This is a genomic window from Pantoea sp. CTOTU46764 (assembly GCF_031974595.1).
In the GTDB taxonomy this organism is placed as follows: Bacteria; Pseudomonadota; Gammaproteobacteria; order Enterobacterales; family Enterobacteriaceae; genus Pantoea; species Pantoea trifolii.
This window is the reverse complement of the sequence record NZ_DALYOQ010000010.1, coordinates 1-23051: the sequence shown is the minus strand read 5'-3', so window position 1 is coordinate 23051 and position 23051 is coordinate 1. Positions and strand designations below refer to the sequence as shown.

Annotated in this window: 18 protein-coding genes; 3 read left to right on the top strand and 15 right to left on the bottom strand. The window is 54.3% G+C overall.

The features are described 5' to 3' along the window. Positions 1–208 precede the first annotated feature (208 nt). The 8 genes from carB to ribF form a co-directional block, all read right to left on the bottom strand. Entirely contained in the window at positions 209–3430 is a 3222-nt protein-coding gene (carB, locus tag RTM06_RS05745) for a carbamoyl-phosphate synthase large subunit (RefSeq protein ID WP_312180603.1), read from the bottom strand. 13 nt (positions 3431–3443) lie between these two features. Beyond that, complete coding sequence (gene carA, locus RTM06_RS05740; protein ID WP_256695575.1) at positions 3444–4592, bottom strand: glutamine-hydrolyzing carbamoyl-phosphate synthase small subunit; 1149 nt, start codon at positions 4590–4592, stop codon at positions 3444–3446. Positions 4593–5061: 469 nt separating this feature from the next. Further along, complete coding sequence (gene dapB / locus RTM06_RS05735) at positions 5062–5877, bottom strand: 4-hydroxy-tetrahydrodipicolinate reductase (RefSeq protein ID WP_312180600.1); 816 nt, start codon at positions 5875–5877, stop codon at positions 5062–5064. Between the two features lie 221 nt (positions 5878–6098). Further along, complete coding sequence (ispH, locus tag RTM06_RS05730; protein ID WP_008108655.1) at positions 6099–7052, bottom strand: 4-hydroxy-3-methylbut-2-enyl diphosphate reductase; 954 nt, start codon at positions 7050–7052, stop codon at positions 6099–6101. Then, positions 7033–7503: an FKBP-type peptidyl-prolyl cis-trans isomerase gene (gene fkpB / locus RTM06_RS05725; RefSeq protein WP_008108656.1), complete on the bottom strand. Its 471-nt coding sequence runs from the start codon at positions 7501–7503 to the stop codon at positions 7033–7035. Before fkpB ends, ispH begins: the two co-directional genes overlap by 20 nt. Positions 7504–7507: 4 nt before the next feature. Then, positions 7508–8014, bottom strand: coding sequence for a signal peptidase II (gene lspA, locus RTM06_RS05720; RefSeq protein ID WP_008108657.1), 507 nt, complete (start codon positions 8012–8014; stop codon positions 7508–7510). Continuing rightward, a complete protein-coding gene (ileS, locus tag RTM06_RS05715; RefSeq protein ID WP_312180597.1) occupies positions 8014–10833 on the bottom strand; it encodes an isoleucine--tRNA ligase in 2820 nt (939 codons plus the stop codon). The genes lspA and ileS overlap by 1 nt, the downstream gene beginning before the upstream one ends. Before the next feature lie 27 nt (positions 10834–10860). After that, a complete protein-coding gene (gene ribF / locus RTM06_RS05710) occupies positions 10861–11799 on the bottom strand; it encodes a bifunctional riboflavin kinase/FAD synthetase (RefSeq protein WP_256695569.1) in 939 nt (312 codons plus the stop codon). A 318-nt stretch (positions 11800–12117) separates the two neighbouring features. Here ribF and rpsT point away from each other — a divergent pair, with 318 nt between their 5' ends. Next, positions 12118–12381, top strand: coding sequence for a 30S ribosomal protein S20 (rpsT, locus tag RTM06_RS05705; protein ID WP_036619798.1), 264 nt, complete (start codon positions 12118–12120; stop codon positions 12379–12381). A 53-nt stretch (positions 12382–12434) separates the two neighbouring features. Here rpsT and nhaR read toward each other — a convergent pair whose 3' ends face one another. From nhaR to dnaK, 4 genes are all read right to left on the bottom strand, one after another. After that, entirely contained in the window at positions 12435–13337 is a 903-nt protein-coding gene (gene nhaR / locus RTM06_RS05700) for a transcriptional activator NhaR (RefSeq protein WP_293797864.1), read from the bottom strand. A gap of 35 nt (positions 13338–13372) precedes the next feature. After that, positions 13373–14551 carry a Na+/H+ antiporter NhaA gene (nhaA, locus tag RTM06_RS05695; RefSeq protein ID WP_256695565.1) on the bottom strand — a complete coding sequence of 393 codons (1179 nt, stop codon included), beginning with the start codon at positions 14549–14551 and terminating at the stop codon, positions 13373–13375. A gap of 232 nt (positions 14552–14783) precedes the next feature. Continuing rightward, on the bottom strand, positions 14784–15917 hold the full coding sequence (gene dnaJ / locus RTM06_RS05690) for a molecular chaperone DnaJ (RefSeq protein WP_008108664.1): 1134 nt from the start codon (positions 15915–15917) through the stop codon (positions 14784–14786). 104 nt (positions 15918–16021) lie between these two features. After that, positions 16022–17926: a molecular chaperone DnaK gene (gene dnaK, locus RTM06_RS05685; RefSeq protein WP_312180588.1), complete on the bottom strand. Its 1905-nt coding sequence runs from the start codon at positions 17924–17926 to the stop codon at positions 16022–16024. Positions 17927–18226: 300 nt separating this feature from the next. Between dnaK and satP the strand changes: the two genes are divergently transcribed. After that, positions 18227–18787, top strand: coding sequence for an acetate uptake transporter (gene satP, locus RTM06_RS05680; RefSeq protein WP_312180586.1), 561 nt, complete (start codon positions 18227–18229; stop codon positions 18785–18787). Positions 18788–18826: 39 nt separating this feature from the next. Here satP and RTM06_RS05675 read toward each other — a convergent pair whose 3' ends face one another. The 3 genes from RTM06_RS05675 to tal form a co-directional block, all read right to left on the bottom strand. After that, positions 18827–20137 carry an MFS transporter gene (locus RTM06_RS05675; protein WP_265301119.1) on the bottom strand — a complete coding sequence of 437 codons (1311 nt, stop codon included), beginning with the start codon at positions 20135–20137 and terminating at the stop codon, positions 18827–18829. Between the two features lie 110 nt (positions 20138–20247). Further along, positions 20248–20835 carry a molybdopterin adenylyltransferase gene (gene mog / locus RTM06_RS05670; RefSeq protein ID WP_312180583.1) on the bottom strand — a complete coding sequence of 196 codons (588 nt, stop codon included), beginning with the start codon at positions 20833–20835 and terminating at the stop codon, positions 20248–20250. Between the two features lie 119 nt (positions 20836–20954). Beyond that, a complete protein-coding gene (gene tal, locus RTM06_RS05665; RefSeq protein ID WP_064737626.1) occupies positions 20955–21908 on the bottom strand; it encodes a transaldolase in 954 nt (317 codons plus the stop codon). A 212-nt stretch (positions 21909–22120) separates the two neighbouring features. On the opposite strand from tal, the gene yaaA reads away from it, so the two are divergent. Continuing rightward, complete coding sequence (gene yaaA, locus RTM06_RS05660) at positions 22121–22897, top strand: peroxide stress protein YaaA (protein WP_312180580.1); 777 nt, start codon at positions 22121–22123, stop codon at positions 22895–22897. Positions 22898–23051 lie beyond the last annotated feature (154 nt).

Sequence of the window (23051 nt, the reverse complement as noted above, 5' to 3'; positions counted from 1 at the left end):
TGATGAGCGAGCGAAATAGTACGGTGCGCTCACTGGAATCTTATTTATAAATTTGTGCGGATATTCCGAGGTGTAAGCCTTTCCGCATCAACTGATAAAACATATGTCAAATCAATAGGATTTTTACAGATAAGGATATTCAGCTGCGGGTAAAAGGCCAAAAAAAACGGCTCCAGCAGGAGCCGCTTTATTACTATCAAACCAATGATTATTTAATTTGCGCGTGCATTTCCTGCACCGAAATCACTTGCTCAGTCGGATCCGCGTTCAGCGCCATCGCCGTGGCAAAGCCGCCGTTCAGCGTGGTGTCGTAATGCACTTTGTACTGCAGCGCGCTACGACGAATCAGCTTGGAGTCTTCAATTGCCTGACGTCCCGCCGTGGTGTTGACGATGTAGGTATATTCGCCGTTCTTGAGACGATCCTGAATGTGCGGACGACCTTCATGCACCTTGTTCACCAGACGTGGATTGATGCCCGCTTCACCCAGCACCACTGCGGTACCGTGTGTCGCATCCAGCTCGAAACCAAACTTCTGCAGTTTTGCCGCCAGGTCGACGATACGTTTCTTATCGCCTTCACGCACTGACAGCAACGCGCGACCGGTTTTCTTCATGTTGCTCTGCGCACCCAGCATCGCTTTGGCGAAGGCTTCAGCGAAGGTGCGACCGACGCCCATCACTTCACCGGTAGAGCGCATTTCTGGGCCGAGAATCGGGTCAACGCCTGGGAACTTGTTGAACGGCAGCACCACTTCTTTCACCGAGTAATACGGTGGAATCACTTCTTTAGTGACGCCCTGCTCAGCCAGCGTTTTACCTGCCATCACGCGCGCGGCAACCTTCGCCAGCGCCACGCCCGTGGCTTTCGACACGAACGGCACGGTACGCGCGGCACGTGGATTCACCTCAATCAGGTAAACTTCATTGTCCTTCACCGCGAACTGCACGTTCATCAGGCCACGTACGTTCAGCTCGAAGGCCAGTTTTTCCACCTGCTGACGCATCACGTTCTGGATTTCAGTGCTCAGCGTGTAGGCCGGCAGTGAACACGCGGAGTCCCCGGAGTGCACGCCCGCCTGCTCGATGTGCTCCATGATGCCGCCAATCAGCACGCGCTCGCCGTCGCAAATCGCATCGACATCCACTTCAACCGCGTCGTCGAGGAAGCGATCCAGCAGCACTGGCGCATCGTTAGAGACCGATACCGCCGTCTGGAAGTAACGCTTCAGGTCGATTTCGTCGTAGACGATTTCCATCGCGCGGCCGCCCAGCACATAAGAAGGACGCACCACCAGCGGATAGCCGATACCAGCCGCTTTCTCAACGGCCTGCTCCAGCGTGGCAACGGTGGCGTTCGCCGGTTGCTTCAGGCTCAGGCGATCAACCGCCTGCTGGAAACGCTCGCGGTCTTCTGCACGGTCAATCGAGTCCGGGCTGGTACCAATCACCGGAACGCCAGCCGCTTCCAGCGCGCGTGCCAGTTTCAGCGGCGTCTGGCCGCCGTACTGTACGATGACGCCTTTCGGCTTCTCGATACGTACGATTTCCAGCACGTCTTCCAGCGTGACCGGCTCGAAGTAGAGGCGATCCGAAGTGTCGTAATCGGTTGATACGGTCTCCGGGTTACAGTTGACCATGATGGTCTCATAACCGTCTTCACGCAGCGCCAGCGCCGCATGCACGCAGCAGTAATCAAACTCGATGCCCTGGCCGATACGGTTTGGACCACCACCCAGAATCATGATTTTTTCACGATCCTGGTTTGGATTGGCTTCGCACTCTTCCTCGTAGGTTGAGTACATATAAGCGGTGTCGGTGGCGAACTCAGCCGCACAGGTATCAACGCGCTTATAAACCGGATGCAGGTTAAATTGCTGACGCAGCTTACGGATTTCGCCTTCAGAAACACCCGCCAGCGCGGCCAGACGTACATCAGCAAAACCTTTACGCTTCAGCGCACGCAGGAATTCCGCATTCAGCGAGTTCACACCTTCGCGCTCAACCTGCTCTTCCAGACGCACCAGCTCTTCAATCTGCACCAGGAACCAGCGATCGATGTTGGTGAGGTTGAACACGCCATCAACCGACATACCTGCACGGAATGCATCAGCGATGTACCAGATACGGTCAGAACCAGCATCTTTCAGTTCGCGACGAATGCGCGTTAACGCTTCGGGATCGTCAAGGCTGACTTTCGGATCGAAACCGTTGGCACCGACTTCCAGACCGCGCAGCGCTTTCTGCATCGATTCCTGGAAGGTACGGCCAATCGCCATCACTTCGCCCACTGATTTCATCTGCGTTGTCAGACGATCGTTGGCACCGGCGAACTTCTCGAAGTTGAAGCGAGGAATCTTGGTAACGACGTAGTCGATAGAAGGTTCGAACGACGCTGGCGTTAAGCCGCCGGTAATGTCGTTCATCAGCTCATCGAGGGTGAAGCCCACCGCCAGTTTCGCCGCCACTTTGGCAATCGGGAAGCCGGTCGCTTTCGAAGCCAGCGCTGACGAACGCGATACGCGCGGGTTCATTTCGATGACGATCATGCGGCCATCTTTCGGGTTCACCGAGAACTGGACGTTCGAACCGCCAGTTTCGACACCGATTTCACGCAGCACCGCCAGCGAGGCGTTACGCATGATTTGGTATTCTTTGTCAGTCAGGGTTTGCGCCGGCGCTACGGTGATGGAGTCACCGGTGTGAATACCCATCGCATCGAAGTTTTCGATCGAGCAGACGATGATGCAGTTGTCGTTTTTATCACGCACCACTTCCATCTCGTACTCTTTCCAGCCAATCAGCGACTCATCAATCAGCAGCTCATTGGTTGGCGACAAGTCGAGACCGCGTTCGCAAATCTCTTCGAACTCTTCACGGTTATAAGCGATACCGCCGCCGGTGCCGCCCATGGTAAAGGAAGGGCGAATGATGCACGGGAAGCCAACGTCTTCGGCCACCGCCAGCGCTTCTTCCATGGTGTGCGCGATACCGGAACGTGCGGTGCCCAGACCAATGCTCTTCATCGCCACGTCGAAGCGACGACGATCTTCAGCTTTATCGATGGCATCGGCAGTTGCACCAATCATGGTGACGCCGAACTCAGCCAGCACGCCCTGACGCTCCAGCTCCAGCGCACAGTTCAGCGCTGTCTGACCACCCATGGTTGGCAGCACCGCATCCGGACGCTCTTTTTCGATAATCTTGCGTACCACTTCCCAGTGAATCGGCTCGATGTAAGTCGCATCAGCCATTTCCGGGTCGGTCATAATGGTTGCCGGGTTGGAGTTAACCAGAATGACGCGGTAGCCCTCTTCGCGCAGCGCTTTACACGCCTGCGCACCGGAGTAGTCAAATTCACATGCCTGGCCGATAACGATCGGGCCAGCACCAAGAATCAGGATGGATTTTATGTCTGTACGTTTTGGCATCGTGGGCTCCTGATTACTTCGCGTTAGAACGGTATGCTTCGATCAGTTCGATAAAGTGATCGAACAGTGGCGCCGCATCGTGCGGGCCTGGGCTCGCTTCCGGGTGTCCCTGGAAGCTGAAGGCCGGTTTGTCAGTGCGATGAATGCCCTGCACGGTTTGGTCGAACAGCGACACATGCGTCACGCGCAGATTGGCCGGCAACTGGCTGTCATCCACCGCAAAACCGTGGTTCTGCGCGGTGATCATCACGGTATTGTTGTCGAGATCTTTCACCGGATGGTTGCCGCCGTGGTGGCCGAGTTTCATCTTGATGGTTTTGGCACCGCTCGCCAGCGCTAACAGCTGATGGCCAAGGCAGATACCGAATACCGGAACATCGGTTTTCAGGAACGCCTGAATGGCGTTAATCGCGTAGTCGCACGGCTCCGGGTCGCCAGGACCGTTCGACAGGAAAATACCGTCTGGATTGAGTGCAAGAACCTCTTCCGCCGGGGTTTGCGCCGGTACTACCGTCAGGCGGCAGCCGCGATCCACCAGCATGCGCAGGATGTTGCGCTTAGCGCCGTAATCGTACGCCACCACATGGAACGGCAGCTCTTCCGCCGTTTTCTGTTCCGGCAGGTCACCTTCCAGTGTCCAGCTACCTTGCTGCCACGCGTAGGTTTCAGCGGTGGTCACTTCTTTCGCCAAGTCCATGCCTTTCAAGCCCGGGAACGCCTGCGCTTTCTGCAGCGCCAGTGCGGCATCCGGATTATCACCCGCAATAATGCAGCCGCTCTGTGCGCCCTTCTCGCGCAGCAAACGGGTCAATTTGCGCGTGTCGATATCGGCGATGCCAACGATGTTATTGCGCTGCAGGTAAGCTGACAGACTTTCTTCACTGCGGAAGTTGCTGGTAATCAGCGGCAGATCGCGAATAACGAGGCCTTGAGCATGGATTTGGCTGGATTCTTCATCGGCGGCGTTAACGCCAACATTGCCGATATGGGGATAAGTGAGGGTAACGATTTGGCGGGAATAGGAAGGATCAGTGAGGATTTCTTGATAACCGGTCATTGAAGTGTTGAAAACAACTTCTCCCACTGCCGACCCCGTAGCCCCGATGGCCCGACCGTGGAATTGGGTTCCGTCTTCCAGAACCAAGAGCGCTGACTTAATCAAAACATCCTCCAGGGAATAAACAGTCACAATATTTGCATATTAATTCAAAACCAGTGGCAGAATCAATGCAAAACCCGCCTGAGTACTCGAATTTTGGCAAATTGCGCGCATTCTAATGATCGCCCCGCACCTTGTCTACAACATGTGGTTATTTTTTTGTATATTTCGGGCAACTGAATGTTAAAAACGGTGAAAGGCGACAAAAGAGTGAGATAACTCGGAAAAATAATCGGTTGCCTGACAGCAATAATGGCAAAGTGATGCTAACACGCATAAATTTTTGACCAAATGGTCAAAACTAGCCATTGCAAGCCTGATAAACGCTCACCAATCACGACAAATAAGCACTTCGAAGTGAAAAAAAGACAAAACACCTATTTATAGATAAAATAAAGGGCAATGATCACATTACCCTCGTCAATCAAGGTCTTACCGATTGAAATAACCACATCACGATGGTTCACAACACTCACAACATCGATAAATCCAGCACATCACGCATATCATAAAGGCCAGATTTCTTGTTCTTTAACCAACTTGCCGCCTTAACTGCACCATTTGCAAAGGTCATACGGCTGGAAGCCTTGTGGGTAATCTCTACACGCTCACCAATATCTGCAAACATCGCCGTGTGTTCACCCACGATATCGCCGGCGCGCACGGTAGCAAATCCGATGGTTTGCGCTTTACGCTCACCGGTATGACCTTCACGGGCATATACCGCGTGCTCATTCAGATTCCACTTCATGGCATCGGCAATCGCCTCGCCCATCGCCAGCGCTGTACCTGATGGTGCATCAACTTTATGACGATGGTGCGCTTCAACGATTTCAATATCCGCGTAGTCGCCCATTACCTTCGCCGCCTGCTGCAGCAGATTCAGCACCAGATTGACGCCCACGCTGAAATTGGCAGCGAACACGATGCCAATCTCTTCAGCTGCCGCGCGAATCGCCGCTTTACCGGCTTCATCAAAACCGGTGGTGCCGATCACCATCGCTTTGTTGTGCTGGCGACAAAACGCCAGATACTCCAGCGTGCCTTCCGGACGGGTGAAATCGATCAGGATATCGAAGTCGTTAACCACCTTTTGCAGATCGTCAGAGACAATCACGCCCGTTTTGCCGATGCCCGCCAGTTCGCCAGCATCAACGCCCAGCAATGACGAACCGCTACGCGCCAGTGCCGCGCCGAGCGCGACACCTTCCGCCTGCTGTGCGGCCTGAATCAAATTGCGTCCCATGCGACCCGGCGCACCAACGATAGCAATGCGGATTTCACTCATAATTATTCATTCCTGATACAAATCTATGCATGTAAAGCGTAAACAGGTTAACGGTCAGATAACAGTCACGCCACAATAATAAAGGGATATAAGAATTTTATGCCAGCCGCGAAACATTATCAGTAAAAGCAATCCCGCATGCTGGAAGTGGGATTTCTGGCTGCGACAGGCAAAGAAAAGGCCGAACAATGTCGGCCTGATTTTACTGCGGTGTGAACCGCTTACTGCACGTTACGCACGTCAACGCGAAGCTCTTTCGGTACTTCAAACACAATGTTCTCTTCACGGCCAATCAGCTCAATCGCCGCTTCACCGCCGAGCTCACGCAGACGCTGAATCACCTGCTGCACCAGAATATCTGGAGCAGATGCGCCCGCAGTGACGCCGATGATCTGCTTATCTTTGACCCACTCTTCCTGAATGTCATCAGCCGAATCGATCAGCTTCGCCAGCTTACCAGCACGCTGCGCCAGTTCGGCCAGACGGTTCGAGTTAGAGGAGTTTTTCGATCCCACTACCAGTACCACTTCAGCATCTCGCGCCAGCACGCGAACGGCTTCCTGACGATTGGTGGTGGCGTAGCAGATGTCATCTTTACGTGGACCGATAATCGCCGGGAAGCGCTGACGCAGTGCATCAATCACGTCCGAAGTATCATCGACTGACAGCGTGGTCTGCGTCATAAAGCACAGGTTGCTCTCATCTTTGACGTTCAGCTTGAACACATCTTCCGGTGATTCCACCAGATACATGCCGCCGTTGGGATTGCTGTACTGGCCCATGGTGCCTTCCACTTCCGGATGCCCCGCGTGACCAATGAGAATCGCTTCGACACCTTTACGGCTGGCGCGCGCCACTTCCATATGCACTTTGGTCACCAGCGGACAGGTAGCATCAAACAGCATGGTGAGGTTACGCGCTTTGGCTTCGGCGCGAACCGCTTGCGATACGCCGTGTGCGGAGAAGATCAGAATGGCGTTATCCGGCACTTCAGCGATCTCCTCAATAAAGATCGCTCCACGTTCGCGCAAGCTGCTCACCACGTAGCGGTTATGCACCACTTCATGACGCACGTAGATGGGCGCGCCGTACATCTCCAGCGCGCGCTCGACGATGCTGATGGCGCGATCAACGCCTGCGCAGAAACCGCGTGGGTTAGCTAACAGGATTTGCATCGTTGGCCTCCAGCGCCGGATCAATCTCCAGCACTTCAATATCAAACTGAATGCGCTGACCCGCCAGCGGATGGTTGAAATCTACGGTGATGGAGTCGCCGGAAACTTCACGGATCACGCCAGGCATTTCGCTGCCGCCACGGCCGCTGAACAGCATGATGGCACCGACTTCCGGCTCGCCCGCGTCGTTAAAGTCACGACGCGAAAAGTACTGAACCAGATCCGGGCTGGTGCCGCCGAAGGCATCCTCCGGCTCGAGGGTAAAGGCGTGCTTGTCGCCCACTTTACGCCCCAGAAGTTGCTGTTCCAGCGCGGCTGAAAGGCTGCCATCGCCCAGACAGAACAGCGCAGGTTTGCCGTTGGCGCGCGTGGATTCGGCCGTCGAGCCATCTTCCAGCTTCAGCGTAAAATGCACCAGCAACGCGCTATCGCGCTGAACAGACTCACTCATTTTTTTACCCTTTGTCTTTTGCCGGTTTGCCGTTCGGGCTGAGAAAACCTTCCAGCACCACCAGCGCCGCGCCGATACAGATGGCACAGTCGGCGATGTTGAAGGTCGCGAAGTGCCAGTCTCCGACATAGAAGTCGATAAAATCGACCACAAAGCCGTGATACGAACGGTCAAACAGGTTACCCAACGCCCCGCCGATAATCAGCGCGTAGGCAATATTGGTTAATTTGTTGCTGGCAGCATTGCGATACATCATCACCAACAGCGCCACGACGATAGCAATGGCGATGCCGGCAAAGAACCAGCGCTGCCAGCCGCCTTTGTCCGCCAGGAAGCTGAACGCCGCGCCATAGTTGTGCGCGTAGAACAGATTCAGGAACGGCATCAGCGGCTGCGTTTCATGCAGCATCATGTTATCCATGACCCACATTTTGCTGCCAAAATCGATGGCGATCACCACCAGCACCAGCCAAAGCCAGCGCAAACCGGTCGAAGAAATAGCTTTACTCATCAGGCAAATTTCCGCTGCTCGCCGTTTCCGGACACGTTAGTGTAGCAACGGCCACATACCGCAGCGTGCTCAGGATTCTGGCCAACGTCAGTAGTGTAATGCCAGCAGCGCGGACATTTCTCGCCTTCTGCTTTGTGCAGCGCGATTTTCAGACCTTTGAACAGTTCGCTCTGCTGCGCTTCATCGCTGGCAGTGGCGTAATCCGCCACGGTTGCGCCTGAAGTTAACAGCACGAAACGCAGCTCATCGCCCAACGCCTGCAGCTTAGCGGCCAGCTCGGCATCCGCATACAGCGTAACCGTGGCTTCCAGCGCGCCACCGATGCGTTTGTCACTTCGCGCTTGCTCGATGACCTTGTTCACTTCGCCGCGCACTTTCAGCAGATCATCCCAATAGGCGTCGTTCAGCGCTTCGTTATCCGCCAGACCAAACAGACCCTGGTACCACTCTTCAGTGAACACGTATTTCGCGCGCTCGCCCGGCAGGTAGCCCCAGATTTCGTCTGCGGTGAAGGACATGATTGGCGCCATCCAGCGCACCAGCGCTTCAACGATATGCCACAGCGCGGTTTGGCAGCTGCGACGCGCCAGGCTGTCGCCTTTCGCGGTGTACTGACGATCTTTGATCACATCGAGATAGAACGAGCCCATTTCGATAGAGCAGAAGTGCATCAGACGCTGCACCACTTCGTGGAAATCGTAGTTTTCGTAGGAGTGCACGATATCCTGCTGCGCTGCCAGCGCACGGCCAACCGCCCAGCGATCCACCACCACCATTTCTTCCGGCTTGACGCAATCGGTCGCCGGGTTGAAGCCAGCAAGGTTAGCCAGCAGGAAACGCGCGGTGTTACGGATACGACGATAGCTGTCTGCGGCACGCTTGAGGATTTCGTCGGAGACCGCCATCTCACCGGAGTAATCGGTAGAGGCGACCCACAGACGCAGAATATCCGCGCCCAGCTTATCCATCACATCCTGTGGCGCCACGGTGTTGCCGATTGATTTCGACATCTTGCGGCCCTGACCATCCACGGTAAAACCGTGCGTCAGTACCTGACGATAAGGCGCTTTGCCTTTCATCGCGGTGGAGATCATCAGAGAAGACATGAACCAGCCGCGATGCTGATCAGAACCTTCCAGATACATATCCGGCGTATGACCACCGAATTCCGGACGCGCATCGACTACCGCGTAGCTGGTTGATCCGGAGTCGAACCACACGTCTAAGGTGTCTGGCACTTTAACGTAGTGGTCAGCGTCGTCGCCCATCAGGTCGCGCGGATCGAGATCCCACCACGCCTGAATGCCGTCCTGCTCAACCAGCTTGGCGACTTTCTCCATCAGCTCCAGCGTATCCGGATGCAGCTGCTCACTCTCTTTGTGCACGAACAGCGCCATCGGCACGCCCCACGTACGCTGACGTGAGATACACCAGTCTGGACGGTTCGCCACCATCGCTTCGATACGCGCCTGGCCCCAATCCGGGATCCACTGCACGCCTTTGATCTCTTTCAGCGACTGTGCACGCAGGCCTTTCTGATCCATGCTGATGAACCATTGTGGCGTAGCACGGAAGATGATCGGCGTTTTGTGACGCCAGCAGTGCGGGTAGCTGTGCAGCAGTTTCTCAACGTGCAGCAGCGCGCCCTTCTCTTTCAGCAGCTCAACGATCATGTCGTTGGCCTTAAAGACGTTTACCCCATCCAGCGTGGGATAGGTGCCTGGCAGATACGCGCCATCTGGCCCCACCGGATTGGCGGTTTCCAGACCGTATTTCTGACCGATAACATAGTCATCCGGACCATGGCCTGGCGCGGTATGTACCGCACCGGTACCGGCTTCCAGCGTCACGTGCTCACCCAGCACCACTTTGGATTGGATTTGCTCGAGGAACGGATGCTGGAACAGTTGCAGCTCCAGCGCCGCGCCGTTGCATTCGCCCAGCACTTTCCAGTCACTGATGCCGGCGCGCTTCATCACGCTCTCAACCATCTCTTTGGCGAGGATCAGGCTGCGACCTTCGATCTGCAGCAGCTGATATTCAAATTCCGGATGCAGCGAGATACCGCGGTTGGCTGGCATGGTCCACGGCGTGGTGGTCCAGATCACCAGTGAAACCGGGCCTTCTGACGCGGCAACACCAAACTTCGCGCGCACTGCATCAGCATCAACGGCATTGAACATCACGTCGATGGATGGTGAAGTTTTGTCGTAATACTCCACTTCCGCTTCAGCCAGCGCCGAGCGGCAATCCATGCACCAGTGCACCGGCTTCGCGCCTTTGTGCAGATGGCCGTTGCCGATGATTTTACCCAGCGCACGAATGATGTTGGCTTCGGTCTGGAAGTTCATCGTCAGGTAAGGACGATCCCAGTCGCCCAGCACGCCGAGACGGATGAAGTCATTTTTCTGACCTTCAACCTGCTCCGCCGCGTATTGGCGGCAAGCGGCACGGAATTCAGCCGCGCTGACTTTCTCGCCCGGCTTACCAATCATCTGCTCAACTTTGTGCTCAATCGGCAAACCGTGGCAGTCCCAACCGGGAACGTACGGCGAGTCATAGCCCGCCATGCCTTTCGACTTAACGATAATGTCTTTCAGAATCTTGTTAACTGAGTGACCAATATGAATGCTGCCGTTCGCATAAGGAGGGCCATCATGCAAAATAAAGGTTTTTTTCCCTTTCTTGGCTTCGCGGATGATGCCGTACAGGTTGTCATCATACCAACGTTGCAGCATTCCCGGTTCACGCTTGGCCAGATCGCCACGCATCGGGAACCCCGTTTCCGGCAAATTCAGGGTAGATTTATAGTCACTCATCAGATTCTCGATTCCGTATTTCGGTCATTAAACCGGTGTTTTTAGCCCAAAGAATTGGCGGGCCGTCACCACATCTTTCGCAATTTGTTCTTTCAGCGCGTCCAGCGAAGCGAAACGCTGTTCATCGCGAATCTTCTGTTTCAGCACCACTTCAATGTGACGCCCATAGAGATTCATATTTGTGTCGAGCAGGTGAACTTCAAGCTGCTGACGTAAACCTTTTACCGTTGGGCGCGTACCAATATTGGCCACGCCAGGCAGCGGCTGATCGCCGAGGCCCAACACTTCCACTGCAAACACGCCTTTAACCGGCGTAACAGTGCGACGCAAAGGGAGATTAGCCGTTGGGAAACCGATGGTGCGCCCGAGTGCATCGCCATGCACTACGCGACCTGAGATGCTGAACGGATGGCCCAGCAGCGCTTCGGCTTGCGCAAAATCATCCTGCGCCAGCGCCTGACGAACGGCGGTGCTGCTGATGCGCTTGCCGCTATCGCAATAAGTTTGGGTGCTGATGACCTCAAAGCCATACTCCGCACCGGCCTTCTGTAATAACAGGAAATCCCCCTGGCGACCAGCGCCGAAGCGGAAATCATCGCCGACGGCCAGGAACTTGACGTTGAGCTTGTCCACCAGCAATTCGGAAATAAAACTCTGCGCCGAATGCGCAGCGAAGCGACGATCAAAACGTAGGCAAAGTACGGCATCAACGCCCGCTTGTTCGAGGTATTTCAGTTTTTCACGCAAACGCGTAAGGCGCGCCGGGGCTTTATCGCCTGCAAACAGTTCAAGCGGTTGTGGCTCAAAGACCATCACCACCACCGGCAGATTGCGTTTTCGTCCCTCAGCAATTAATTCAGCCATCAAAGCCTGGTGGCCGCGATGTACGCCGTCGAAATTACCAATGGTCAGGACGCAGCCGCGATGCTGCTCTTTCAGATTATAAATACCGCGGATAAACTTCATGGCTGACTCAAACCGGTGGAAATCGGCGGATTATACCCTTGAATGGCGTTTAGGTTAACCCGTATACGTGCCTTTCCTGCTTCTGGCGCGGCTTATTCCACGCGTAGCCAGTTGCTTAGCAAGGATCTGAAGATTTTTGCTGCGAAATACTGTATTCAACGCCGCGTTGCTGGTAGAATCCTGCGCCATCAATTACGTAATCGAGTGTTGTTTTTAAAACGACGCTTATTTGCACAAATCCATTGACATAAGAAGGCGCAAAAGGCATAGTCCTCGGCCTTTGATTTGTCCATATAGATCACATTTGGGAGTTGGACCTTGGCTAATATCAAATCAGCTAAGAAACGCGCCGTAACATCTGAGAAACGTCGCAAGCATAACGCAAGCAACCGTTCAATGATGCGTACTTTCATCAAGAAAGTATACGCGGCTATCGCAACAGGCGACAAAGCTGCTGCGCAGAACGCATTCAACGAAATGCAACCACTCGTGGACCGTCAGGCTGCTAAAGGTCTGATCCACAAAAACAAAGCTGCACGTCATAAAGCAAACCTGACTGCACAGATCAACAAACTGGCTTAATCGCCTGTCTGTTTATCGCTTTGTAAAAAAGAACCGGCGCTTAGCCGGTTTTTTTATGCCTGCAATTCAGGGGTAAACAGCGCACTGAAGTCGCGATGGCAGATCCGCTGTACCGCCGGATGCTGAATCATCCGTTCGGCAAAAATCACGTGATACTCCTCCATCACCGCATCCAACCGTCCAATCTCTTTGATGGCGTCATCCCGGTAAATCTCGTCACCATACAGTGTGGGAGCCACAAATATCGCGTTGTTCAGCGCACCAAATGCCTTCATTAAGGCCGCATCATCAAACTCACCCAGAATCTCCACCTGCAAGCCCTGGCTGTGGATCCAGTTCAGCAGTTTGCGGCCCAGCATTGAGCGACGACCAGGAATCAGCAAGCGCCGCTCTTCCAGACAAGCGGGAAACGGCAGCTTAGGTAACGGCGTGTTGCACCAGAAGCTGATCGGACACTCGCCCAGCTTGACCGAAAACAGCCCTTCCTGCTGAGTGGAATCAATCGGGCAATCGGAAAGGATCATATCCAGCTTGTGTTGGCTCAGCTGTTCCAGCAGCATCTCATGCGTTGATTCAAAACAGCGTAAATGGATTCTCTCTTCAGCCACCACTGCCGCCTCCAGCACCTTACTCACCAGTTGCTTTGACAGCGCATCCGCCACGCCTACATCAAACAGCAGATGCGACTCTTTGCGGTAGTTAACGATATCGAGCATCTCCTGACTCAGCATGAACATGCGATCGGCATAGCGGAACACCAGTTGCCCAAGCTCATTGGGCACCAAACCGCGTCCCTGACGGCGAAACAGCACGCCGCCGAGTTGCTCTTCCAGCGATTTAATCTGGCCAGTAACCGTCTGTGGCGCCAGGCACAGCACATCCGCCGCACGCACCACCGAGCCGGTTTTACACACCTGCCAGAAATAGTAGAGATGATTAAAATTGAGCTGATTCATCGGCAAAAAAAGGAGGCTTTCGCCTCCTTCCTCTTTTAACGCAGTTTGATGCGCAGCAGCGTGTAACCAATGATCGCCGAAAGCAGCGAGCCACTGAGAATCCCCAGTTTGGAGAAGGTCACCAGTTGCTCGTGGGCGGCATCAAACGCCAGCGAACTAATAAAGATCGACATAGTAAAGCCGATACCGCACAGCACACCAATCGCCATGATATCGCGTAGGGTGGTGCCTCCCGGTAGTACCGCCAGCCGCCACTTCACTGCCAGCCAGCAGAACAACGTGATGCCCAACGGTTTACCAATCAGTAAGCCGAGAATGATGCCCAGCGGCTCTGGCGACAGCGCATCCATAAAGGTAATGCCGCTCAGCGAGATGCCGGCGTTAGCGAAAGCGAACAGCGGCAGAATCAGCCAGTTGACCCACGGCATCAAACCATGCGCCAGATGCTCGGCCGGAGAATGACCATTCTTCTCTTCCAGCGGCACAAAGAAGCCAACAATCACGCCCGCTAACGTTGCGTGCACACCCGATTTGAGCACCGCCGTCCACAGCACAATGCCGACCAACATATAGATGGCAATGTTACGCACGCCGCAACGATTGAGAATCGCCAGCAGCACAATCGCACCCGCCGCCACGCTCAACGACAACACCGAAAGATCGCTGGTGTAGAACAGCGCGATGATCACGATAGCGCCAAGATCATCAATAATCGCCAGCGCCATCAGGAACACTTTCAGCGCGGTCGGCACGCGGCTGCCTAGCAGCGCCAGCACGCCCAAAGCAAAGGCGATATCGGTCGCGGTAGGAATTGCCCAGCCGTTACGTGCAATAGGATCGCCATGATTGAGCATCAGGAAAATCAGTCCTGGCATAACCATGCCGCCAATTGCCGCAATCACCGGGAAAATAGCGCGATCGCGGCTAGCGAGTTCACCGGTGATCAGCTCACGTTTCACTTCCAAACCAATCACCAGGAAAAACAGCGCCATCATGGCATCGTTGATCCACAGCAGCAGGTTTTTGCTGATGTCTAATGCGCCAAAGCGAATTTGCACCGGCTCGGCAAGAAACGATTGATAACCTTGAGCGGTTTCTGCGCTGTTCGCCAAAATCATCGCCGCAACGGCCGCCAAAATCAGCACCATGCCGTTGCTGGCGTCACTGGCGATAAAGCTTTTCAGCAAGCTTCGAATAGAACGGGGTTTGTTCACAACTCCTCCTGAGTAGAGACATTTTGGCTGAGAAGTGTAGCGATTCAGACACCTCGTTAAAAGCAGCTTATATCTCGTTAATTGCTCGGCAATGCCGATGCATTATGAGGGCATTTCAGCTCATATCACACGCAAGGCAGGTTGAGCTTACATCAGGAGCGACCGTTTAGCGGCAAAACATAAAAAAAGCGGAGAGTTTCCTCTCCGCTTTGTGACTGCATAACTGATGGAATTAACGCGTTAAATCGTCAAAGAACTTCTTCACACCGTCGAGGAAGCTTTTGGAGCGCGGACTGTTTTTCTCGCCGCTCGGGCCACCAAAACTCTCTTCCAGTTCGCGCAGCAACGCTTTCTGTTTGTCGTTGAGGCTGACTGGCGTTTCCACCACCACACGACACAGCAAATCACCCACCGCACCGCCACGCACCGATTTCACGCCTTTACCGCGCATGCGGAACAGCTTGCCGGTTTGCGTTTCAGAAGGCACTTTCAGGTTCACGCGGCCATCAAGCGTTGGCACTTCAATCTCGCCACCCAATGCTGCCATCGCGAAATTAATCGGCACTTCGCAATACAGGTTGTTATCTTCACGCTCGAAGATCGGGTGTTTTTTCACCGAAACCTGAACGTACAGATCGCCCGCTGGTGCGCCGTGTTCGCCCGCTTCACCTTCGCCGGTCAGACGAATGCGATCGCCGGTATCCACGCCTGCAGGGATTTTCACCGACAGGGTTTTACTGCGCTCAACACGACCGTGTCCATGACAAGCATTGCACGGATCCTTGATCACTGAACCGCGACCGTGACAGGTCGGACACGCCTGCTGCACGGTGAAGAAGCCCTGACGCATCTGCACCTGGCCTGCGCCATGACAAGTATGACAGGTCTGCGGTTTGGTCCCCGCTTTCGCGCCGCTGCCGTGGCAGACATCGCACTCTTCCAGAGTTGGAATGCGGATCTCTTTGGTCACGCCGCGTACCGCTTCTTCCAGCGTTAGCTCCATGTTGTAGCGTAAATCGGCGCCACGTGAGGCACGCTGACGGCGGCCACCACCAAAAATATCGCCAAATACGTCGCCAAAGATATCGCTGAAGTCAGCACCGCCGCCGCCGAAGCCGCCACCGCCGCCCATGCCACCTTGTTCAAAGGCTGCATGACCATATTGGTCGTAAGCCGCACGCTTCTGTGCGTCGGTCAGAATTTCGTAGGCTTCCTTAATTTCTTTAAACTTTGCTTCGGCTTCTTTATTGTCCGGATTACGGTCCGGATGGTATTTCATCGCCAGGCGCTTGTAAGCCTTTTTGATTTCACGCTCATCTGCGGATTTAGAGACGCCTAAGATCTCGTATAAATCACTCTTAGCCATATTTGTTCTGCCCTTAACATGATCGCACGGGCGTGGAGAGATCTCCTACGCCCGTGCTGGTTTCAACGGCTGTCAGGCCAGCCATCGCGCCCGGTCAGGGGCAATTATTTTTTGTCTTTAACTTCTTCAAACTCAGCGTCGACAACGTCGTCTTCTTTCTGTGCAGAAGCATCGCCTGCATCTGCTGCCTGACCCTGCTGCTGTGCCAGCTCCATCAGTTTGCTGGACACTTCCATCAATGCCTGCATTTTGGCTTCGATTTCCGCTTTGTCTTCGCCTTTCAGCGCGGTGTTCAGCTCGGTCAACGCCGCTTCGATTGGTGCTTTGTCGTCTGCAGACAGTTTGTCGCCCGCTTCGTCCAGTTGCTTACGGGTGCTGTGCGAAATCTGATCGCCCTGGTTACGGGTCTGAACCAGCTCTTCGAACTTGCGGTCAGACTCGGCGTTCGCTTCCGCGTCACGCACCATTTTTTCGATCTCTTCTTCATTCAGACCAGAAGAAGCCTTGATGGTGATCTTCTGCTCTTTACCGCTGTTTTTGTCTTTCGCCGACACGTGCAGGATACCATCCGCATCAATATCGAAGGTGACTTCGATCTGCGGCATACCGCGCGGTGCAGCCTGGATACCGTCGAGGTTGAACTGGCCCAGTGATTTGTTATCGCCTGAACGCTTACGCTCACCCTGCAGCACGTGAATGGTCACGGCAGACTGGTTATCTTCAGCAGTCGAGAACACCTGGCTGTGCTTAGTTGGGATGGTGGTGTTCTTGCTGATCAGCGACGTCATCACGCCGCCCATGGTTTCGATACCCAGCGACAGCGGGGTAACGTCCAGCAGCAGAACGTCTTTCACTTCACCCGCCAACACGCCGCCCTGAACCGCAGCACCCACGGCTACCGCTTCATCCGGGTTCACGTCTTTACGTGGCTCTTTACCGAAGAACTCAGTCACTTTAGCCTGAACCATTGGCATACGCGTTTGACCGCCTACCAGGATCACGTCGTTGATGTCTGAAACAGACAGACCCGCATCTTGCAGAGCCACTTTCAACGGCTCGATTGAGCGAGATACCAAATCTTCAACCAGAGATTCCAGTTTCGCACGCGTTACTTTGATGTTCAGGTGCTTAGGACCGGTCGCATCCGCCGTGATGTACGGCAGGTTAACATCGGTCTGCTGCGCTGAAGAGAGCTCGATCTTAGCTTTCTCTGCCGCTTCTTTCAGACGCTGCATGGCCAGCGGATCGTTGTGCAGATCGATGCCCTGATCTTTCTTAAATTCGGCCACCAGATAGTTAATCAGACGGCTATCGAAGTCTTCACCACCAAGATGGGTATCACCGTTGGTTGCCAGAACTTCAAAGGTTTTCTCGCCATCAACGTCGTCGATCTCAATGATTGAGATATCGAAAGTACCGCCGCCCAGGTCGTATACCGCAATGGTGCGGTTGCCCTGACCTTTATCCAGACCGTAAGCCAGTGCAGCTGCGGTTGGTTCGTTGATGATACGTTTTACTTCCAGACCCGCGATACGGCCGGCGTCTTTGGTCGCCTGACGCTGCGCATCGTTGAAGTAAGCTGGAACGGTGATAACCGCTTCAGTGACTGCTTCACCGAGGAAATCTTCCGCGGTTTTCTTCATCTTTTTCAGCACTTCAGCAGAGATCTGCGGCGGTGCCATTTTCTGACCTTTCACGTCCAGCCATGCGTCGCCATTATCCGCGCCGATGATTTTGTAAGGCATGATTTTGATATCACGCTGTACTTCTTCGTCCTGGAAGCGACGGCCAATCAGGCGCTTAATCGCAAACAGGGTATTCTGCGGGTTGGTCACAGACTGACGTTTAGCCGGTGAACCAACCAGAGTTTCGCCATCCTGTGAATACGCAATGATCGACGGCGTGGTGCGGTCGCCTTCGGCGTTTTCCAGCACGCGTGCTTTACCACCATCCATAACTGCAACACATGAGTTGGTTGTACCCAAGTCAATACCAATAATCTTACCCATCTAAACATCTCCCACTTAAATTCTTTGCCAATTAGGGTTGTGAAACAGAGATGCGGTCAAACTGACCACTTTCAACTGCTGAAGCAGGCTTTTTTTGCTGCCTCACAACGCTCGATGACAAGTAAATGGGGCCGGTTCGATGCGCATCAAGGGTTAAAACTAAAAAAAATTTCATTCTCTGGTCGATTCAGATCAAAGTTGGCCAAAAAGAGGCCGCTTATTATGCAGCGCCTCGCGCCACCAGCGGTTTGCGCGGGGGTAAAACACTAACAACATCTTCAACGCTGCTTCTGAGGAATTATGAGCAATACCACGCTGGCGAATCCCGCCCCGTTGGGCTTGATGGGATTCGGTATGACCACCATCCTGCTCAACTTACACAACACTGGCCTATTTGCGATGGATGTGATCATCCTGGCGATGGGTATTTTCTACGGCGGCATCGCGCAAATTTTTGCCGGGCTGCTGGAGTATAAGAAAGGCAACACCTTCGGGCTGACCGCCTTTACCTCTTACGGCAGCTTCTGGTTAACGTTAGTGGCGATTCTGCTGCTGCCGAAACTGGGGCTGGCAGAGGCAGCCGACGGCCACTTCCTTGGCGCCTATCTCGCGCTGTGGGGCGTGTTCACCGCGTTCCTGTTCCTCGGTACGCTCAACTCACCGAAAATGTTGCAGTTCATCTTCGCCAGTCTGACGCTGCTGTTTGCGCTGCTGGCCATTGGCCACCTGACCGATAACGCGGTGCTGCTGCGCTTTGCTGGCTGGATTGGCATCATTTGCGGATCGAGCGCGTTCTATCTGGCGATGGGCGAAGTGTTGAATGAGAAGTTTGGCCGTACGGTATTGCCGATTGGCGAGTAACAAATGAAAAAGCGGAGCTGCTTGGCTCCGCTTTTTGCATTATGACGAGTGCAGCGACATATCCAACTGCGCATGCTGCTGACGGCTATCGCGCCACAGCCAGATGCCCACCATAAAGCCAATCACCGCCAGCGCCAGCACATACCAGGCCGGTGCCATTGGCGTCAGGCTCATCATTAACGTCACGCTTATTGGCGTCAGGCCACCAAAAATCGCGTAAGCAACATTGTAAGAGAACGAGATGCCGGTAAAGCGCACTGCCGCCGGAAACGCGCGCACCATCACAAACGGCACCACGCCTACCACGCCAACGCTCAGGCCCGCTAAGCCATACCAGATAAACAGCATTTCCGGCGTGCTGCCCAGTTGATGGAAGAAGTTCCAGCTGCCAATCGCCAGCAGTAATGAACCAACCATCAGCGATCGCGCCGCACCAAAACGATCCACCAGCCATCCGGCGATAACGCAACCCAGCAGCAGCATAATGGTGGCGAAGCTGTTGGCTTGCAGACTGAGCGCGGCAGGAATGCCGTGCTGTTTCTGCATCAGCGTTGGTGCCATCAAAATCACCACCACAATGCAGGCCGACAGCAGCCAGGTCAGCAGCATCGAAATCACAATGCCGCGCTTATGACTGGCGAGGATGGTTTGCAGCGGCATTTTTTCTGCCAGCGCTTTGCGCTGCTGCATCTGCTGGAACACCGGCGTTTCATGCAGCCAGCGACGCAGATACATCGCCAGCAGGCCAAACACCCCGCCGAGGAAGAAAGGAATGCGCCAGCCGTGATCGCGAATCGCAGCAGGCGATAGCGTGGTGTTCAGCACCGTTGCCACCAGTGAACCGAGCAGAATGCCGGCGGTTAAGCCCGCCGTCAGCGTGCCGCAGGCAAAACCGATGCGTTTTTCGGGCACATGTTCGGCGACAAACACCCACGCGCCTGGCACTTCACCGCCAATAGCCGCGCCTTGCAGCACGCGCATCAGCAACATCAACAGCGGCGCAGCGATGCCGATGCTGGCATAAGTGGGCAATGCACCCATTGCTAACGTCGGCAGCGCCATCAACAGAATGCTGAGGCTGAACATCTTCTTACGCCCAACCTTGTCACCAAAGTGCGCCATGATGATGCCGCCTAACGGACGCGCCAGATAACCGGCAGCAAAGATGGCGAAGGTCTGCACCTGACGCAGCCATTCGGGGATATCAGGCGGGAAGAACAGCTCGCCGATCACGGCGGCAAAGAAGACGAAGATAATGAAGTCGTAGAATTCCAGCGCCCCACCAAGGGCGGCCAGCGACAGGGTTTTGTAATCCTGTCCATTGAGTCGACGCGTTGCGTGCGTATCCATAATCCAGCGGTATCCAGAGGCAAAACAACTTATGTAAAGATTGGATTACTATACCGTCAATATTTTGCCACACCAGTGCCGCTAGATTTTATGCCTGAAAATGCCGATTTTTAGTCATTTGTCTCACGACGGGCGCTTTTGGGGCGAAAAGCTGCTACCACATCGGCATGTGTTTCCACATAGGGCCCTTCCAGCAGCTGTAAACAATAAGGTACAGCAGCAAAAATCCCCGGCACCTTCACCGTCCCATCTTCCGCTTTCAGTCCTTCCAGCGTCTCTTTAATGGATTTTGGCTGACCCGGCAGATTGAGGATCAATGACTGTTTGCGAATCACGCCAACCTGACGCGACAAAATGGCGGTCGGCACAAATTGCAGGCTGATTTGACGCATCTGCTCGCCGAAGCCTGGCATTTCACGGTCGGCGACCGCCAGCGTGGCATCTGGCGTTACATCACGTCGCGCAGGCCCGGTACCGCCGGTGGTGAGCACCAAATTGCAGAACAGCTCATCGACCAGCTCGCAGATCGTCTGCTCAATCATGGGTTGCTCATCCGGCACCAGACGCGTTTCGATTTCAAACGGCGTCGCCAGCGCGGCGGCGAGCCAGCTCTCTAACGCCGGAATGCCCTGATCCTGATAGATGCCGTTAGCAGCACGATCGGAAACGGAAATTAATCCAATTCGTAAAGTATCCATAGAGTTATCGCTGTGGTTGGCTGCAAGGCAGCAAATGACGTGGGAAGTAAAAGGATAATACAGGAAGTGCGGGAAAAACGTAAAACCGTGGCAGCCTGTCGCCGCCACGGCCAATCACCTTACAGCAGTTCGGCGATCATCTTCTCAAGTTTGCCCTGATCGATGGCAAAGTTGCGGATACCTTCAGCCAGTTTGGTCACCGCCATTGGATCCTGGTTATGCTGCCAGAAGAACTCAGCTTCAGTCATCTTCGCTGGACGCGCTTTCACTTCGCCGGTGTAGCTCAGTTTACGCTCAACGGTACCTTCGCTCTCAGCCAGCTCTTTCAGCAGGCCCGGAGAGATGGTCAGACGGTCGCAGCCCGCCAGCTCAATGATTTCGCCAACGTTACGGAAGCTCGCGCCCATCACCACGGTTTCATAGCCGTGTTGCTTGTAGTAGTTGTAGATTTCAGCCACAGATACCACGCCTGGATCTTCGTGTGCTGCGTACTCTTTCTTATCGGTGTTCTGCTTGTACCAGTCGAGGATACGGCCAACGAATGGAGAGATCAGGAACACGCCGGCTTCGGCACACGCACGCGCCTGCGCGAAGGAGAACAGCAGCGTCAGGTTACAGTTGATGCCTTCTTTTTCCAGCTGCTCAGCAGCACGGATACCCTGCCAGGTTGACGCCAGTTTGATCAGGATACGGTCATTGCTAATGCCCGCATCGTTATACAGTTTGATCAGGCTACGCGCTTTAGCGATGCTCGCTTCAGTGTCGTAAGAGAGGCGCGCATCCACTTCTGTCGAGATGCGACCTGGAATCAGTTTGAGAATTTCCAGACCAATGTTGACGGCCAGCTTGTCAGAAACCAGCGCCAGCTGATCTTCTTTGTTGCTGCTCTGCTGACGTGCCCAGGTAATGGCTTCGTCAATCAGTTTGCGGTATTCAGGGATTTGAGCGGCGTTGAGAATCAAAGAAGGGTTGGTGGTCGCATCTTGCGGCTGGTAAAGCTTCATTGCCGCGATATCACCGGTGTCGGCGACCACAGTAGTCAGCTGACGCAAGGAAGTAAGTTTGTCCGTCATGGTTCTCTTTCTCTTAGGTTGACTGTCAGGGTGTAAAAGGCTGTTACGATAATATCACGCACAAGTGACGGCGCAACACCACGAAGTGCCCTTTACGATAGCGCTAACAAATGGGAGCGATTTGCCGATCCATGCCGCTTTTTTGCTACACTCCTTGCGACATTTTCCCTTCAATTCCCTGATAAACCTGCGGGTCAAAGAGGACGTACACGATGCTGATGGTTATCTCACCAGCGAAGACACTGGACTATGAAAGCCCGCTGGCGACACAACGCTTTACCCAACCGGCGCTGTTAGAAAAATCACACCAATTAATTGACGTTGCGCGCGATCTTTCACCGGCGCAAATCAGCTCACTGATGGGCATTAGCGACAAGCTGGCGCACCTGAATGCCGATCGTTTTAACCAATGGCAGCCGCCCTTCTCGCTGGAGAATGCGCGTCAGGCGATTCTGGCGTTCAAAGGCGATGTGTATACCGGTTTGCAGGCCGAAACCTTTAGTGACAACGATTTCGATTTTGCCCAGCAGCACCTGCGCATGTTGTCCGGATTATACGGTCTGCTGCGCCCACTCGATTTGATGCAGCCTTATCGCCTGGAGATGGGCATCAAGCTGGCGAATCCGGCTGGCAAAGATCTTTACGGCTTCTGGGGCGATTTGCTGACTGAGAAGTTAAACGAGGCGATTGCTGAGCAAGGCGATGACGTGCTGATCAATCTGGCATCCGATGAGTATTTCAAAGCCATCAAGCCGAAGAAACTCAACGCCGAGTTGATCAAGCCGGTGTTCCTCGATGAGAAGAACGGCAAGTTCAAAGTCATCAGCTTCTACGCCAAGAAAGCGCGCGGTTTGATGAGCCGCTATGTGATTCAGAACCGCCTGACTAAGCCAGCGCAGCTGAAGAAGTTCGATGTGGATGGGTATTTTCTTGATGGGGCGGAAAGCAGCGAGAACGAATTGGTGTTTAAGCGCCGCGAGCAGAAATAGTTCAGCGAGCGCTGTCCCCTCCTCGGTCCGTGCTTGCTGCCCCCCTCCTCGGTCCTCCCCCATAAATGGGGGAGGAAGATGCTGCAATATGATAGTTGGGAAGTTGCATGTGGCAGCATCTCCTTCCCCCGCTTGCGGGGGAAGGCCGGGATGG